Source organism: Streptomyces sp. NPDC029044 (assembly GCF_040637495.1).
GTDB lineage: Bacteria > Actinomycetota > Actinomycetes > Streptomycetales > Streptomycetaceae > Streptomyces.
Genome location: NZ_JBEZWN010000042.1, coordinates 1 through 14,725, shown reverse-complemented (window position 1 = coordinate 14,725; position 14,725 = coordinate 1). Strand labels below are relative to the sequence as shown.

Annotated in this window: 17 protein-coding genes and 1 riboswitch; of the genes, 7 read left to right on the top strand and 10 right to left on the bottom strand. The window is 71.9% G+C overall.

The window, feature by feature from the left end; translation table 11 throughout:
* Positions 1-56 precede the first annotated feature (56 nt).
* Positions 57-1,295, top strand: a complete 1,239-nt coding sequence (locus tag AB0E85_RS27580; RefSeq protein ID WP_361932394.1) for a SpoIIE family protein phosphatase — start codon at positions 57-59, stop codon at positions 1,293-1,295.
* A gap of 17 nt (positions 1,296-1,312) precedes the next feature.
* On the opposite strand, the gene AB0E85_RS27575 is transcribed toward AB0E85_RS27580, so the two are convergent.
* Positions 1,313-1,768: an RpiB/LacA/LacB family sugar-phosphate isomerase gene (locus tag AB0E85_RS27575; RefSeq protein WP_361932391.1), complete on the bottom strand. Its 456-nt coding sequence runs from the start codon at positions 1,766-1,768 to the stop codon at positions 1,313-1,315.
* 352 nt (positions 1,769-2,120) lie between these two features.
* Between AB0E85_RS27575 and AB0E85_RS27570 the strand changes: the two genes are divergently transcribed.
* Both AB0E85_RS27570 and AB0E85_RS27565 read left to right on the top strand, forming a co-directional pair.
* A complete protein-coding gene (locus AB0E85_RS27570; protein WP_361932388.1) occupies positions 2,121-2,840 on the top strand; it encodes a lysophospholipid acyltransferase family protein in 720 nt (239 codons plus the stop codon).
* Between the two features lie 58 nt (positions 2,841-2,898).
* Positions 2,899-3,930: an NAD-dependent epimerase/dehydratase family protein gene (locus tag AB0E85_RS27565; protein ID WP_361932385.1), complete on the top strand. Its 1,032-nt coding sequence runs from the start codon at positions 2,899-2,901 to the stop codon at positions 3,928-3,930.
* 56 nt (positions 3,931-3,986) lie between these two features.
* On the opposite strand, the gene AB0E85_RS27560 is transcribed toward AB0E85_RS27565, so the two are convergent.
* The 8 genes from AB0E85_RS27560 to AB0E85_RS27525 all read right to left on the bottom strand — a co-directional run bounded on the left by AB0E85_RS27560 (position 3,987) and on the right by AB0E85_RS27525 (position 11,125).
* A complete protein-coding gene (locus AB0E85_RS27560) occupies positions 3,987-5,588 on the bottom strand; it encodes an alpha/beta hydrolase (RefSeq protein WP_361932383.1) in 1,602 nt (533 codons plus the stop codon).
* Between the two features lie 130 nt (positions 5,589-5,718).
* Positions 5,719-6,501 (bottom strand): urease accessory protein UreD, encoded by a 783-nt coding sequence (locus AB0E85_RS27555; protein WP_361932380.1) that lies wholly within the window; start codon positions 6,499-6,501, stop codon positions 5,719-5,721.
* Complete coding sequence (gene ureG, locus AB0E85_RS27550; protein ID WP_361932377.1) at positions 6,489-7,166, bottom strand: urease accessory protein UreG; 678 nt, start codon at positions 7,164-7,166, stop codon at positions 6,489-6,491. Before ureG ends, AB0E85_RS27555 begins: the two co-directional genes overlap by 13 nt.
* Before the next feature lie 172 nt (positions 7,167-7,338).
* Positions 7,339-8,013: an urease accessory UreF family protein gene (locus AB0E85_RS27545; RefSeq protein WP_361932374.1), complete on the bottom strand. Its 675-nt coding sequence runs from the start codon at positions 8,011-8,013 to the stop codon at positions 7,339-7,341.
* Between the two features lie 9 nt (positions 8,014-8,022).
* The gene (locus tag AB0E85_RS27540; RefSeq protein WP_361932371.1) at positions 8,023-9,744 is read right to left on the bottom strand and encodes an urease subunit alpha; all 1,722 of its coding nucleotides are present in this window, start codon (positions 9,742-9,744) and stop codon (positions 8,023-8,025) included.
* Positions 9,737-10,048 carry an urease subunit beta gene (locus AB0E85_RS27535; protein ID WP_062925550.1) on the bottom strand — a complete coding sequence of 104 codons (312 nt, stop codon included), beginning with the start codon at positions 10,046-10,048 and terminating at the stop codon, positions 9,737-9,739. The genes AB0E85_RS27540 and AB0E85_RS27535 overlap by 8 nt, the downstream gene beginning before the upstream one ends.
* Positions 10,049-10,061: 13 nt before the next feature.
* Positions 10,062-10,364, bottom strand: a complete 303-nt coding sequence (locus AB0E85_RS27530) for an urease subunit gamma (RefSeq protein ID WP_361932368.1) — start codon at positions 10,362-10,364, stop codon at positions 10,062-10,064.
* 113 nt (positions 10,365-10,477) lie between these two features.
* Positions 10,478-11,125 carry a TetR/AcrR family transcriptional regulator gene (locus tag AB0E85_RS27525; protein WP_361932365.1) on the bottom strand — a complete coding sequence of 216 codons (648 nt, stop codon included), beginning with the start codon at positions 11,123-11,125 and terminating at the stop codon, positions 10,478-10,480.
* Positions 11,126-11,249: 124 nt separating this feature from the next.
* Between AB0E85_RS27525 and AB0E85_RS27520 the strand changes: the two genes are divergently transcribed.
* Positions 11,250-12,242 carry an ABC transporter permease gene (locus tag AB0E85_RS27520; protein ID WP_361932363.1) on the top strand — a complete coding sequence of 331 codons (993 nt, stop codon included), beginning with the start codon at positions 11,250-11,252 and terminating at the stop codon, positions 12,240-12,242.
* Between the two features lie 89 nt (positions 12,243-12,331).
* Here AB0E85_RS27520 and AB0E85_RS27515 read toward each other — a convergent pair whose 3' ends face one another.
* On the bottom strand, positions 12,332-12,619 hold the full coding sequence (locus tag AB0E85_RS27515) for a type II toxin-antitoxin system Phd/YefM family antitoxin (RefSeq protein ID WP_361932360.1): 288 nt from the start codon (positions 12,617-12,619) through the stop codon (positions 12,332-12,334).
* An 89-nt stretch (positions 12,620-12,708) separates the two neighbouring features.
* On the opposite strand from AB0E85_RS27515, the gene AB0E85_RS27510 reads away from it, so the two are divergent.
* The 3 genes from AB0E85_RS27510 (at position 12,709) to AB0E85_RS27500 (ending at position 14,683) form a co-directional block, all read left to right on the top strand.
* Positions 12,709-13,344, top strand: coding sequence for an ATP-dependent Clp protease proteolytic subunit (locus AB0E85_RS27510; protein ID WP_361932357.1), 636 nt, complete (start codon positions 12,709-12,711; stop codon positions 13,342-13,344).
* A 7-nt stretch (positions 13,345-13,351) separates the two neighbouring features.
* Positions 13,352-13,660 carry a hypothetical protein gene (locus AB0E85_RS27505; protein WP_184562765.1) on the top strand — a complete coding sequence of 103 codons (309 nt, stop codon included), beginning with the start codon at positions 13,352-13,354 and terminating at the stop codon, positions 13,658-13,660.
* A gap of 336 nt (positions 13,661-13,996) precedes the next feature.
* A riboswitch (cyclic di-AMP (ydaO/yuaA leader) is annotated at positions 13,997-14,209 on the top strand.
* Positions 14,210-14,212: 3 nt separating this feature from the next.
* The gene (locus AB0E85_RS27500; RefSeq protein WP_361932354.1) at positions 14,213-14,683 is read left to right on the top strand and encodes a C40 family peptidase; all 471 of its coding nucleotides are present in this window, start codon (positions 14,213-14,215) and stop codon (positions 14,681-14,683) included.
* The last annotated feature ends 42 nt before the right edge of the window (positions 14,684-14,725 follow it).

Here is a 14,725-nt window from a genome sequence, read left to right as displayed (position 1 = left end):
TGTTCACCCGGACCGTGCGAAACTGGTGTGATCCCGGCGGTGGTGAGGCGACAGCCATGGCGGAGACGGCGATCGACTACGGTGCGGTGTTCAAGGCCCTGCCCGGCATGGTGGCGCTCTTGACCCCCGAGCTCGTGTACGCGGACGTCAACGAGGAGTTCGTCCGGGTCTCCGGCCGCTCGCGGGAGCAGCTGATCGGCAAGTACCTGTTCGACGTCTTCCCGGACAACCCGAACGACCCGGCCGCGACGGGGATGCGCAATCTGGAGGCCTCGCTGTACCGCGTCCTGGCCACCGGGGAGCGCGACACCATGGCCCTTCAGCGCTACGACGTCGAGGACCCGGAGCGGCCCGGCGAGTGGCAGAAGCGCTACTGGAGCCCGGTGAACGCGCCGCTGCTCGGCTCGGACGGCAAGGTCGTGCTGGTCCTGCACCGGGTGGAGGAGGTCACGGAGCTGATCCGGGCCCGGGGTGGCTCCCCGGGCAACCGGGGCAGCCGGGCCCGGGTGCTGGAGGCCGAGCTGTACACCCGCGCCCGCGAGCTTCAGGAGCTCAACGAACGGCTGCGTCAGGCGCACTCCCGGGAGCGGGAGGTGGCGCTGGCACTGCAGAAGGCGATGCTCCCCGCGCCCCGGCAGGTCCGCAATCACCCCGCCGCCGTCCGCTACCGCCCCGCCGTGGGCGCGCTCAACGTGTGCGGGGACTGGTACGACCTGGTCGACCTGGTGGGCGGTGACCGCATCGGCGTGGCCGTGGGCGACGTGGTCGGGCACGGGCTGGAGGCCGCCGGGGTGATGGGCCAGTTGCGCAGTGCGCTCAGCGCGGCCTCGCGGGTCGCCGCCGGGCCGGCGCAGGCCCTGGACGTGCTGGGGCGCTACGCCCATGTGATCGACGGAGCGGAGTCGGCGACCGCCGTGACGACCTTCGTCGACTGCGACCGCCACGTCATCACGTACAGCAGTGCCGGCCATCCCCCGCCCGTACTCGTCCACCCGGACGGCCGTACGGAGTTCCTCGACCAGGCGACGGACACACCGCTGGACGCCCGGCCGGACCCGATCCCACGGCCCCAGACCGAGACGGCGTTCACGGTGGGCGCCACGCTCGTGCTCTACACGGACGGCCTGATCGAACGGCGCCACGAGGACATCGACACGGGTCTGAACCGGCTCGCCGAGGCCCTGCGCAAGCACCGGGACCAGGACCCGGAGACGCTCGCCGACACCGTTCTGCTGGAGTTGCTGCCGCCGGGTGGCGCCACCGACGACACGGCGCTGATCATCGTGCGGCTGTGACCCGCACCGGCCGTGACCTACAGGCGGGTCCTGCCGTGGTCGAGCAGCCGGACGCGGTCGACGTTCTGCCGGTCCTCGGCGTCCGCGCTGGGCTCACCGGAGAACCACGCGTCGAGGATCTCCGTCAGCAGCGGCTGCGACGTCAGCCGCAGGCTGAGCGCGAGCACGTTGGCGTCGTTCCAGCGGCGGGCTCCGTCGGCCGTGTAGGCGTCGGTGCACAGGGCGGCCCGGACGCCGGGCACCTTGTTGGCGGCGATCGAGGCGCCGGTGCCGGTCCAGCAGCACACCACCGCCTGGTCCGCCGTGCCGTCGGCGACCTCGCGGGCAGCGGCCTCGGAGCACACCGCCCACTGCGGGTCGTCACCGGGGCGCAGCGCGCCGTGCGGACGCACCTCGTGTCCCCGCTCGCGCAGGGCGGCGACGAGGGAGCGGGCGACGGGTTCGTCCATGTCCGAGGAAACAGAGATCCGCATGCCTGGCAGGTTACTCGGCAAAGCGGCCGCGGCCACCGGCCCACAGCGAAGGACCGCGGGCAAGAGCCGCCGGCCCGCCACACACCCTCGCGTTCGCGCCAGGCCACCCGTTCGGCTTGCCCGTCACCCGGCTGCGCAGCACGCTGGTCCCGCGGTTCTCCCCAGCCGCATGAGCACCATCGGAAGCACCTTGCTGACTGACCATCAGTCAAATGGCGAAGGATCTGTGCGGTCCACCCGCACGAGGTGCCCGGTGGCCGTGCCTGCACCTACACTGGCACCCCACGACATGCCGGTTGACCTGCTGGAACGCGGCGGTTGAGTCCACCGCGAGAGTCGAGGAGCGCCCGCTTTGTTCTACTACCTGCTGAAATACGTGCTGCTGGGTCCGCTGCTGCGACTGGTCTTCCGGCCGCGAATAGAGGGCCTGGAGCACGTGCCCGCGGAGGGCGCCGCAATCGTCGCAGGCAACCACCTGTCGTTCTCGGACCACTTCCTGATGCCCGCGATCCTCAAACGGCGCATCACCTTCCTCGCGAAGGCCGAGTACTTCACGGGCCCCGGGATCAAGGGCCGCCTGACGGCGTTCTTCTTCCGCAGCGCGGGGCAGATCCCGGTCGACCGCTCCGGCAAGGACGCGGGCCAGGCCGCGATCCGCGAGGGCCTCGGCGTGCTGAGCAAGGACGAGCTGCTCGGCATCTACCCCGAGGGCACCCGCTCGCACGACGGCCGGCTCTACAAGGGCAAGGTCGGGGTGGCGGTGATGGCGCTCAAGGCCGGCGTCCCGGTGATCCCCTGCGCGATGATCGGCACGTTCGAGGCCCAGCCGCCCGGCAAGGTCATCCCCAACATCCACCCCGTCGTGATCCGCTTCGGCAAGCCCCTCGACTTCTCCCGCTACGAGGGCATGGAGAACGAGAAGGCCGTCCTGCGCGCCATCACGGACGAGATCATGTACGCGATCCTCTCGCTGTCCGAGCAGGAGTACGTCGACCGGTACGCGGCTGTGGTGAAGGCCGAGGAGGCCGCCGCCACCAAGGAACGCAAGTTCCGGCGCATGCCGCTCAGTTGAGCTCTGCTGTCGGCAGAAGCCGGTTCCCCGGGCACCTGCGGCGATCTACGGTCGCGGCATGGGACGTGCGGTGGTGATAGGTGCCGGCGGGCAGATCGGGAGGCCGGCGGTGCAGGCGCTGGCGCGGGACGGCTGGGAGGTGACGGCCGCCTCGCGCGGCGGCGGCCGGGACGAGAACTGGCCCGGCGAGGTGCGGACACTGCGGCTCGACCGCGAGGACGACACGGCGCTCGGCGCGCTGATCGGCGGCGGCTGTGACCTCGTGGTCGACCTCGTCGCCTACGGAGCCCGGCACGCACGGCAGTTGACGGGCCTGGCCGACCGGATCGGTGCGGCCGTGGTGGTGTCGAGCGTGTCGGTGTACGAGGACGGCGCGGGCCGCGGCTTCGACACCATGGGCGAGCCGGACGGCCTCCCCCGGTATCCCGTGCCGATCGGGGAGGACCAGGTGACGGTTGCACCGGGGGACGCCTCGTACAGCACCGGCAAGGTGGCCCTGGAGCGTGAACTGCTCTCGGCGGCGGGCCGGCTGCCCACCACCCTGCTGCGCCCGGGCGCGATCCACGGACCGTACAGCCCGCTCCCCCGCGAGCTGTTCTTCGTCAAGCGCAACCTCGACCGCCGGCCCAGGAGGGTGCTCGCCTTCCGGGGTGAGAGCCGCTTCCACACCTCGGCCGCCCGCAACATCGCCGAACTGATCCGGCTGGCGGCGGCCCGGCCGGGCTCGCGGGTGCTCAACGCCTGTGATCCGCGGCCGCCGACCGTGTCGGAGATCGGGGCCGCCGTGGACGCGGTCATGGGGGTGGCGACGGAGACCGTCCTGCTGGACGGGCCGGCCCAGGCGTCCGTGGGCGGTTCGCCCTGGTCGGTGGAGCTGCCGGTGGTGTGCGACATGTCCGCCGCGGAACGGGAGCTGGGCTACCGGCCGGTCGTGTCCTACCGGGACAGCCTGCCGGAGACGGTCGAGTGGCTCACCCGCCGGCTGTCCGAGCAGGACTGGCGGGACGCCTTCCCCTCGCTCGCGCGGATCTACCCGGACCTCTTCGACTACGCGGCGGAGGACGCCTGGTTCACGGCCCGAGCGGCATGAGGAAGGGGCGGCCGGTGTCCCGGCCGCCCCTCATCGCCGTCGGACGACTGCTACGGCTACGGCTTCGGCGTGGCGTGCGGCGCGCACGTCACGTCGGCGGCGTCCAGCTTGCCGGTGAGCAGGTAGTCGTCCACCCGGGGGTTGATGCACGGGTTGACCAGACCGGTGACACCGTGGGAGCCCGCGCCCTTCTCCGTGATCAGGCGAGAGCCCTTGAACCGCTTGTGCAGCTCCACGGCACCCCCGTACGGGGTCGCCGCGTCCCGCTCCGACTGGACGATGAGCACGCCGGGCAGACCCTTGCCGGTCTTGACGTTCACCGGCGTCTGCTGCTTGGCCGGCCAGGTCGCGCAGGGCAGGTTCATCCACGCGTTGGCCCACGTCATGAAGGGATGGTCCCGGTGGAGCCGCGTGTTGTCGCGGTCCCACGTGCGCCAGCTGGTGGGCCACTTGGCGTCGGCGCACTCCACGGCCGTGTAGACGGCGTTGCCGTTCTCCGAGACCGCGTTGCCCGCCGTGTCGGACAGGTCCGGGGCGGCGGCATCGACGAGCGCCTGGGTGTCGCCGGCGACGTACTTGCTGAAGACCGAGGCGGTCGAAGCCCAGGTGGAGTCGAAGTACGGAGCGCTCTGGAAGAAGGAGATGAGCTCGGCCGGACCGACGACGCCGCCGATGGGGTTCTTCTTCGCGGTGGCGCGCAGTTCGAGCCATTTCGCATGGACGGCGGCGCGGGTGGTGCCGAGGTGGTAGGTCGCGTCGTTCGCGGCGACCCAGTCCTGCCAGTCCTTCCAGCGGCCCTCGAAGGCCACGTCCTGGTCCAGGTTCGCCTGGTACCAGATCTTCTCGCGGGACGGGTTGACGACGCTGTCGACGATCATGCGGCGCACGTGGCCCGGGAAGAGGGTGCCGTAGACGGCGCCCAGGTACGTGCCGTAGGAGACGCCGAGGAAGTTGAGCTTCTTCTCACCGAGGGCGGCGCGGATGACGTCGAGGTCGCGCGCGGTGTTCGGCGTGGTCATGTGCGGCAGCATCCAGCCGCTGCGCTCCTGGCAGCCCTCGGCGTACTCGCGGGCCAGTTTGCGCTGGGCGAGCTTGTCGGCCTCGGAGTCGGGCACCGGGTCGGCCTTGGGTGCCTTGACGAACTCCTGCGGGTCCACACAGGAGATGGGCGTCGACTTGCCGACGCCGCGCGGGTCGAAGCCCACGAAGTCGTAGGCCTTGGCCGCGTTGGCCCAGACGGCGTTCTTGCTGGTGACCCGGGCCGGGAAGCGCAGTCCGGAGCCGCCGGGGCCGCCGGGGTTGTAGATGAGCGCGCCCTGACGCTCGGCCTTGGTGCCCGTGTTGCCGATGCGGTCGACGGCGAGCTTGATCTGCTTGCCGTACGGCTTGGCGTAGTCGAGCGGCACGGTGACGTAGCCGCACTGGATCGGCTTGGCCAGATTCCAGTCGGCGGGGCAGTCCTGCCAGTCGATGCCGGCCTTCGCGGCCCGGGCTGCGGCGATCGCGGTGCCCCGGGCTTCCCGGTCCTGGCCGTGGCCGCCGCCCGCGTTCGCGTTCGCCGTGGGCGCCGCGGCGGCACCGGCTATCAGCGTGGCCGTGACGAGCGCGCCGGCCGAACCGAGCGCCGCCACCCGCCTCTTCGGTCTCGAACCCCTCAAGGGGGACCTCCCCGTACCTCGTTGCGATCAGTACGGGGGATCCTCTCGGTTGTGAGGTCCCTGACAACAGAGGCGGACACCCTTCTTTGCCAATCCGATAAACGGAGAGCCTGTGCTGCTCTGCGGACGCCTATGTCTGTGCGAGCGACGCGAGAGCCTCGTCGAGCAGCCGCCGCAGCCCGAGGGCGTCCGGCGCCACCGCCGTCACCAGGGCGGCGGGCCCGGCGAGCGGCACCACCGAGGCCCCCTCCCCCAGCACCCCGGCGATCACCGGCGCGGCAGCGAACTCCGGCCGCACGACGATGAGTTGACCGACCGCCCGGTGCCCCGCCAGCACGGCGGGCCCGTCCCAGCCGGCCGGCGCGCCGGGTCCGCAGGCCAGTTCCTGGTCGAGCACGGCCTGCCCGGCCACCCGCACGGTCAGACGGCTCGTGAGCCTCCCGGGTTCCTCACCGACGCGTCCGAGGACCTGCTCCTCGCGCAGCACGAGCCGGGCGGTCGCGGCGAGCTCGACCCGAGTGGAGACATGCAGGTCACTGCCGTGGGCGGAGATCAACTGTTCGGGCAGCCAGTGCAGCTCTCCGCCGTCGGCGACTTCCAGCCGGACGTCGTAGCGGGCGTCGCCCTTCGCCTGCCCGGGCAGCGCGATGGTGGCGGCGGCGGATCCGACGGACAGGCGCGCTCCCTCCTCCACCCGGCCCTCCACGGTGAGGTGGTCACCGCCGAGCGGTCCGCTCATCGCTCCGACCAGCATGACCCGCGCCGCGGAGCCGGTGGCCCGGGTGCGCCGCAGCGCCAGGGGCCCGTCGCTCTCCAGCACGGGCAGCGAGGTCCCCCCGCGCCCGTCGGCGCGGGCGACGATCCGCGCGACGGACCGCACCCCGGCCCCGGCACGCCCGCTCACGCGGTCCACGCGGCGAGCTGCGCGCGCACCCACGCGGCGACGTCCGCCACCCCGGTCTCGCTCCGCAACGACTGGAAGACCACCGGCAGTTCGGCGCGCTGCGCCTTGGCGTCGGCCGCCATCCGGGCGAGGTCGGAGCCGACGTAGGGGGCGAGGTCGGTCTTGTTGACGACGAGCAGGTCGGCGGTGGTGACGCCGGGGCCGCCCTTGCGTGGGATGTCGTCACCCCCGGCCACGTCGATCACGAAGATCTGGGCGTCGACGAGGCCCTTGGAGAAGGTCGCTGTGAGGTTGTCCCCGCCGGACTCCACGAGCACCAGGTCCAGCGGCCCCACCGCGTCCTCCAGGTCCTCCACAGCTTCCAAGTTCGCGGAGATGTCGTCGCGGATCGCGGTGTGCGGGCAGGCGCCCGTCTCGACGGCGGTGATCCGCTCCGGGGGCAGCACGGCCTCACGGAGCAGGAACTCGGCGTCCTCCCGGGTGTAGATGTCGTTGGTGACGACGGCGAGCGCCAGCTCGTCCCGCAGCGCCCGGCAGAGTGCGGCGACGGTGGCGGTCTTCCCGGAACCCACGGGGCCGCCGAGCCCGATGCGGAGGGCCCGGCGGGTGCCGTCGGGGCGGTGGGCGTCCGCGCTGAGGGCGGTGGGGGCGTCGGGGTGGTGGTCGAGGTGCATGTGCGGCTCCTGGTGAGGCCGGCCCGGCTGTGCGGACGACGGGGTACGGGGTGGCGTGCGCTGGTGTCGGAGTGCGGGTGGTGGGGGCCGGTCGCGCTCGCGCGGCGGAGCCGCACATCGAACAAGCCCAGCGCCCCAGGGTGGTTGGTCCTGCGCGGCGGTCGTAAGGCGGCTACGAGGCGAACAGCCGTACCGGCCACCCCGCATGCACCTCCGCGCCGATCTCCAGCAGAGGCGCCGACCCCGCCGGCAAGGCGTCGGCTCCGTCATCGACCGCCCTGCGGGCCGCCTCCACCGCCCGGTCCGCGACCCGGTCCACCTCCGGCGCCAGCCGGGCCAGCGCCCGCGTCGCGTCGAAGGGGTCCAGACTCAGCAACCGCACTGTCGCAGAGGCGGGCCCGCTCACACTTTCGTACGCCGCGCAGTACGCCGCGTCCACCGGCCCCAGCCCTGCCGACCGGGCCGCCAGCCCCAGCACCACCGGCTGGTGCGCTCCCTTGGGGAACTCCCGGCCGAGGGCGTCCAGTTCGGCGGAGGGCCAGGTCGCCCGCGCGGCCCGCAGCAGCTGCCGTCCCAGCTTCCGGGCGGCGACCCGCAGCGCGGGCGACGGGGTTCGCGCGTCCGCGGCACGGTCCAGTGCGACGGGATCGATCCCGAGCGCCGCGGCGGCGGACAGTCCTGCCGCCGTCAGCCCCGCCGTGTGCAAACGCCCCCGGCAGAACTCCTCCAGGCTCGCCGCCCCACTGATCCGCCCGGCCTTGACCGCCGCCTCGGCACCGCCGGAGTGCGCGTGCCCTCCGGCGGGGAACCGGCCGTCGGCCAGGACGAGAAGCGCCGCACGCGACATCAGACCACCTCAGAACAGGAAGTACCGCTGGGCCATGGGGAGTTCGGCGGCCGGCTCCGCCTCGACCAGTTCCCCGTCGATGTGCACGGCGAAGCTGTCGGGGTCGACCCGCACCTCGGGCCGCACGTCGTTCTCCCGCATGTCGGCCTTGGTCACACCGCGCGTCGACTCGATCGCCACAAACCGCTTCCCGAGCCCCAGCCGCTCCGGCAGCCCGTGCTCGACGGCCAGCGGGGCGACGAAGTTCAGGGAGTTGGCGGCGGGCGCCCGCCCGATCGCCCCGTACATCGGGCGCGGCAGGATCGGCTGCGGAGTGGGGATCGAGGCGTTCGCGTCGCCCATCTGCGCGTAGGCGATCTGCCCGCCCTTGATGACGAGCTGCGGCTTGACGCCGAAGAACGCCGGTTCCCACAGGACCAGGTCGGCCAGCTTGCCGCTCTCGACCGATCCGATCTCGCGGGCCAGGCCCTGGGCGAGCGCCGGATTGATCGTGTACTTGGCGACGTAGCGACGCACCCGGCGGTTGTCGGCGCGTCCGTCACCGGGCAGCGCGCCCCGCCGGCGCTTCATCACGTGCGCGGTCTGCCAGGTCCGCATGACGACCTCGCCGACGCGCCCCATGGCCTGGGAGTCGGAGGAGATGATCGAGATCGCGCCCAGGTCGTGCAGCACGTCCTCCGCCCCGATCGTGGAGGGCCGGATCCGCGACTCGGCGAAGGCCAGGTCCTCCGGCACCGCCGGGTTGAGGTGGTGGCACACCATCAGCATGTCGAGGTGCTCCTCGGCGGTGTTGACGGTGAACGGCCGGGTCGGGTTCGTGGAGCTGGGCAGCACGTAGGACTCGGAGACCACGGTCATGATGTCCGGCGCGTGCCCGCCGCCCGCGCCCTCGGTGTGGTACGCGTGAATGCCCCGCCCGGCGATCGCGGCGAGGGTGTCGCCGACGAACCCGGCCTCGTTGAGCGTGTCGGTGTGGATCGCGACCTGGATGCCCGTCTGCTCCGCGACGGTGAGCGAGGCGTCGATGACGGCCGGGGTCGATCCCCAGTCCTCGTGCAGCTTCAGGCCGAGGGCGCCGCCCCGGATCTGCGACAGCATCGCCTCGTGGGAGACGGTGTTGCCCTTGCCGAGCAGGCCGATGTTGAGCGGGTAGGCCTCCATCGCCTCCAGCATCCGCGCGAGGTGCCAGGGGCCGGGGGTCACCGTGGTGGCCTTGGACCCCTCGGCGGGGCCCGTTCCACCGCCGACGAGGGTCGTGATGCCGGAGGACAGCGCCTCGTCGGCGATCTGCGGGCAGATGAAGTGGACGTGCGCGTCGATCGCTCCGGCCGTGAGGATCCGCCCGTTGCCGGCGATGATCTCGGTCTCGGGGCCGATGACCAGGTCCGGGTGGACGCCGTCCATGGTGTCGGGGTTGCCGGCCTTGCCGATGCCGGTGATCCGGCCGTCGCGGATGCCGACGTCGGCCTTGACGATTCCCCAGTGGTCGATGATCACGGCGCCGGTGATGACCGTGTCCGGGGTGCCCTCCGCACGCGTGGCACGGGCCTGGCCCATCGACTCGCGGATGACCTTGCCGCCGCCGAACACGGCCTCGTCACCGGCGCGTCCCGGGCCGCCGGAACGGTCCTCCTCGATCTCGACCAGCAGGTCGGTGTCGGCCAGGCGGATCCGGTCGCCGGTGGTCGGGCCGAACAGGTCGGCGTAGGCGGCACGCGAGATCTCAGGCATCGAGGGCACCTCCGGTCTCCCCGCGCAGACCGGGCACCACGCGGGCGCCCGCCAGCGGAACGAGTTCGACCTCGACGGGGATCCCGGGCTCGAAGCGCACGGCCGTGCCGGCGGCCACGTTCAGCCGCCTGCCGTGCGCGGCGGCACGGTCGAACTCCAGGCCGGGGTTGGCCTCGGCGAAGTGATAGTGGGAGCCGACCTGCACGGGCCGGTCGGCGGCGTTGAGGACGGTGAGCCGGACGGCCTCGCGGCCCTCGTTGTAGGCAATCGGCCCGTCGGCGAACAGGATCTCTCCGGGAATCACGGCGGCCTCCCCGTCAGACGATGGGCTCATGGACGGTGACGAGCTTGGTGCCGTCGGGGAAGGTGGCCTCGACCTGGACGTCGTGGATCATCTCCGGGATGCCGTCCATGACGTCGTCCCTGGTCAGGACCTTGCGTCCGGAGGACATGAGTTCCGCGACGGTCCGGCCGTCCCTCGCGCCCTCGAGGATGTGCGAGGTGATGAGCGCGACCGCCTCGGGGTGGTTGAGCTTCAGTCCCCGGGCCCGGCGCTTCTCGGCCACGTCGGCCGCCACGTGGATCAGCAGTCGTTCTTGCTCGTGCGGGGTCAGTTGCACGTCCCACCTCACAGTCCTCGCTCCGGGCCGTGCGGGGCCCGGCTGCCGCGGCCACGGGGCAAAGTGCCAGGTGGCGTGGAGCGGCAGGCTAGTTGGACCGCGTTTCGGGCACGTTAACCAAGCTGTGATCCACCGGTCGGGGCGTCCACGTCCCGCATGTCGATCAGCGCCCGCAGGCCGTCCCTGAGGACCTCGACCGGTGCCGGTCCGAAGAGGGACTGCTGGGCGATGAAGCCGAGTACACAGGCGATCATCGTGCGGGCCACATGGTCCGGAGCCACGTCGGCGCGCATCATCCCGGCCCGCTGGTAGCCCTCGACGATCTCGCCCCAGGCCGCGCGGATCGAGCCGTAGCCCTCCCGCAGGACGAGCGCCAGCTCCTCGTTGCGCAGGGTCTCCGTCCACACCTGGATGACGAGTCGCGGAAAGGCGGGCCGGCCGTCGACGACCAGGGACTCGCGAGCGGCCAGGGTCCTGCCGAGGACGGCGGCGACGAGCTGGTCCGGCGGCGGGGGCGGGCTCTTGCGCACCGCCTCCTCGAAGGCCTCGCGGACCGAACCGATCACCTCGGCGACGATCGCGCCGATCAGCTCCTCCTTGCCACTGAAGTAGCGGTACACCGCGCCCGCCGACAGATCGACCTCCTTCAGCACGTCCTGCATGGACGTGGCGTGGAAGCCGTTGCGGGCGAAGCACAGCGCGGCGCCGTCGAGGATCTGGCGGCGGCGGGCGTCGAGATGTTCCTGGGACACGCGAGCCATGGTCCCCAACGTAAAACGAATATTCATTCTTGACAAGGCGCCGCGAGCGGAGCACGGTGAGAGCAGAGAAGAACGAACGATCCTTCTTTTTAGCGTTCCGGTCCGCTCACCCCAGGAGACCCTCATGCCTTCCCGCAACCGCCATGTGATCGCGGTCGTCGTCCTCGTACCCGTCCTGGCCGCTCTCGCCCTGTGGGCCTTCGCCTGGCCGGCCTCCCGTGTCGCGCCCCGCGACCTGCCGCTCGGCGTCGCCGGGCCACCGGCCGCGGCGGCCCAGGTCGAAAAGCAGCTGGAGCGGCACGAGGGCGCCTTCGAGATCCACCGCTACGCCGACGAGGCCGCCGCCCGGGACGCCATCGAGGACCGGAGCGTGTACGGCGCGGTCGTGGTCACGCAACAGGGGCCCGAACTGCTCACCGCGTCCGCGGCCGGACCGGCCGTCGCGCAGTTCCTCCAGCAGGCCGTGGGACAGCAGGCCGCCGCCGGGGGCGCACAGGTCAGGACGGTCGATGTCGTCCCCACCCCGGCCGGCGATCCGCGCGGCGCCGCACTGAGCGCCGCCGTGCTGCCGCTCGCCCTGGCCGGCATCGCGGCGGGCGCCGTGGTCACCCTGCTCGGGCTGCGCGGCGTCCGGGCCGCGCTCGCACTGATCGGCGCGTCCGCGCTCGTGGGCGTGGCCGCCGCCGGGATCGCGCACAGCTGGCTCGGGGCGCTCGGCGGCGACTGGTGGACGGAAGCGGGGGTGCTCGCGCTGTCCACGCTGGCCGTCGGCGGCGCCGTCGCCGGACTCGCCGCCCTGGTCGGCCCCGCCGGTACGGGCAGCGCGGCCGCCGTGGTGATGCTGATCGGCAACCCCTTCTCCGGCGCCACTTCGGCCCCGCAGATGCTGCCGGAGCCGGCCGGCGCGATCGGCCAGTGGCTCCCGCCCGGCGCGGGGACGACCCTGCTGCGCTCGGTGTCGGCCTTCGACGGCGCGGCGGCGACCGGCCCCGCCCTGACCCTGGCCTGGTGGGCGGCCCTCGGCCTGGGCGCCGTACTGCTCGGCAGCTCGCTCAGGGCCCGGAGGACGGGCAGCGAACCCGCGGCCGACCGGCGGGAGCTCTCCGCCGTCGCCTGACCGCCGGCCGACGCGCGCGAGCGCTGTCACACCGTGCGTCCCCGCCGTAGCGGACGGGGGCGCACGGTCTTCCGTCCGTCGGGTCGGACCTAAGCCGGGCCGGCCCTGCGGTGCTCCGCCGCGATGCCGAACCGCTGCGGTTCGCCAGGAGCGGACGCGACCTCGCGAACCGCGGAGACCGCGCTGATCACCTGCTCCTCCGCCGACCCGGCGAGCTCCCGGGCCTCTTCGAGTCGACGCAGGTCATCGGCCGAGACGAGGGCGACGAGGGGCTTGCCGTGCCGGGTGACGACGACGCGTTCGCCGCCGTACACCACGCGGTTGATCAGGTCGGCGAGCTCAGCCCTGGCTTGCGTCACCGGAATCTCGTAGGCCATGTCCCCATCATAACGTGACGTACGTCCTGTACATTTTTTACAGAGACAGCCGTCATCGGAGACGGCTGCGCCGCGAGGAGGGGTTCGCCATGACCCGACCGTCCGCCCGCCATGCGCTGCCCGAGTTCACCGAACGCACCGGGTCCGGACAACGGACGATGGATCCGTACTCGAAGCTCCTGGAGGAGCGGATCGTCTTCCTCGGGGCGCCCGTGGACGAGACCTCGGCGAACGACGTCATGGCCCAGTTCATGCACCTGGAGCACCAGGCCCCGGAGCGCGACATCTCGCTCTACATCAACTCCCCCGGCGGCAGCTTCCACGCCATGACGGCGATCCACGACACGATGCAGTACGTCTCCTGCGACGTGGAGACGATCTGCCTGGGGCAGACCGGCGCCGCCTCCTCGGTGCTGCTGGCGGCGGGCACGCCGGGCAAGCGATTCACGCTGCCCGACGCCCGCATGGTGATCCATCAGCCCGCGCTGCCCGAGCCGGTCCGGGGGCAGGCCGGCGATCTGGCGATCCAGGCCGACGAGTTGACGCGCATCCGGATCCGGATGGAGGAGCTGCTCGCGCTGCACACGGGCCGCACCCGGGAGCAGGTGAGCACGGACATCGAGCGGGACAAGATCCTGACCGCCCGGGAAGCGGTGGAGTACGGCCTGGTGGACGGCATCATCCCCAGCCGCAAGGCCACCCTCGCCCCGCCGACCGGACGGTGAGGCCCCGGTGCTCCCGCCCGAACTGCCGCCGCTGCCCGCCCTGACCCGCGCCGAGGCGGAACTGATCGACCGTTACCTCGACGTCGTCGACCTGCTCGGCCGCATCAACCCGGCCCAGGACGGCGACACCTACCGAGGACTGCGCGCGGCCCAGGCACTGGTCGGCAAGGCGACCGCGCTGCGCGACGCGTTGGCCCTGATGCATCAGCGGGGCGAGACGGAACTGCACGCCGGGACCCTGGCCCGAGCGCTACGGGTGCTGGACGGCGAGCGGCGCACGGCCCGGCTCACCCTGCCCCCGGAGTCCGTCAGTTGACGCGGGACCGTCGGCCCGCACGCCCGCACCGATGCCGGAGCGTCCGGAGCTGAGTCGAAACGGCCCAAAAGACGTACCCCTGTTCGGAGTAGGCGGGAGACCTGTTTTGGGACCGTTCCGGTTGCGCAACGCGCGTAGTCCGGGGACGGAATGGGGCATTCCGTCGCTGGTCCGGGGGGCCGCGAATCCGTGGACAGTGGCTCGAACGCACACGTGTCCACCCGAAGGGGTGAGTGGTGAGTAACAACACAAATCCCCGGTTCCGTTGGGAAATCCGGACAGGCATGCGCCAAGATCCCTGTCTGACGACAAGCCCCCGCCGCTGTGGCGGGGCGATCCGGGCGGACGCCGAGTCCTGCCGCCGCCCGGATGACCGGTCGACAGGAGTGGATCGGCAGGAGTGGAGGACCCAAGCACGACGGGTCGCCGGGACGGTCACGCCATGACCTCGCCCGAGCAGCCCTTGGGGTGAAGCCGCGTCAGCGGCCGGGCAACTTCGCCAGCCCGAATCCGACAGGTCATCCTTCACAGGCGGCTGACGAAGGGTTGCGCATGACTGCGCTCAATCGTGTCCCGTCGCTCATGGTCCGGGCCGGCACGGCCTCGGCGCTCACCATCGCCGCCGTGGGCGGTTCGATCGTGGCGCCCGGCTTCACCTCCGAGGCCGCGGCAGCCACGCCGGCGACCAAGGCACTCCAGATCGCGGCCTCCAAGAAGGGTTCGCCCTACAAGTACGGGGCCACCGGTCCGCACCGGTTCGACTGCTCCGGGCTCACGCTCTACTCGTTCAAGAAGGCCGGCAAGAAGCTCCCCCGCACGGCTGCCCAGCAGTACAACAAGACACGCCACATCTCCGCCAAGAACCGCAAGGCGGGCGACCTGGTGTTCTTCCACTCGGGCAGCAACGTGTACCACGTCGGTATCTACGCGGGTAAGAACAAGCTCTGGCACTCCCCGAAGAGCGGGGACGCCGGTGCGACGAGTCGTAGCCGAAGGTCGTCTTCCTGCCCTCGGTGTCGGTGAACGTCGACAGGTCGTTGCCGTCCCATGTGTAGCTCACGAAGC

What these genes read in the sequence shown, in the direction of transcription:
- AB0E85_RS27580 (WP_361932394.1), top strand. Translation starts at nt 57, where the DNA reads ATGGCGGAGACGGCGATCGACTACGGTGCGGTGTTCAAGGCCCTGCCC.
- AB0E85_RS27575 (WP_361932391.1), bottom strand. Translation starts at nt 1,768, where the DNA reads ATGCGGATCTCTGTTTCCTCGGACATGGACGAACCCGTCGCCCGCTCC.
- AB0E85_RS27565 (WP_361932385.1), top strand. Translation starts at nt 2,899, where the DNA reads ATGGGACGTGCGGTGGTGATAGGTGCCGGCGGGCAGATCGGGAGGCCG.
- ureG (WP_361932377.1), bottom strand. Translation starts at nt 7,166, where the DNA reads ATGCACCTCGACCACCACCCCGACGCCCCCACCGCCCTCAGCGCGGAC.
- AB0E85_RS27545 (WP_361932374.1), bottom strand. Translation starts at nt 8,013, where the DNA reads ATGTCGCGTGCGGCGCTTCTCGTCCTGGCCGACGGCCGGTTCCCCGCC.
- AB0E85_RS27540 (WP_361932371.1), bottom strand. Translation starts at nt 9,744, where the DNA reads ATGCCTGAGATCTCGCGTGCCGCCTACGCCGACCTGTTCGGCCCGACC.
- AB0E85_RS27525 (WP_361932365.1), bottom strand. Translation starts at nt 11,125, where the DNA reads ATGGCTCGCGTGTCCCAGGAACATCTCGACGCCCGCCGCCGCCAGATC.
- AB0E85_RS27520 (WP_361932363.1), top strand. Translation starts at nt 11,250, where the DNA reads ATGCCTTCCCGCAACCGCCATGTGATCGCGGTCGTCGTCCTCGTACCC.
- AB0E85_RS27515 (WP_361932360.1), bottom strand. Translation starts at nt 12,619, where the DNA reads ATGGCCTACGAGATTCCGGTGACGCAAGCCAGGGCTGAGCTCGCCGAC.
- AB0E85_RS27510 (WP_361932357.1), top strand. Translation starts at nt 12,709, where the DNA reads ATGACCCGACCGTCCGCCCGCCATGCGCTGCCCGAGTTCACCGAACGC.
- AB0E85_RS27500 (WP_361932354.1), top strand. Translation starts at nt 14,213, where the DNA reads ATGACTGCGCTCAATCGTGTCCCGTCGCTCATGGTCCGGGCCGGCACG.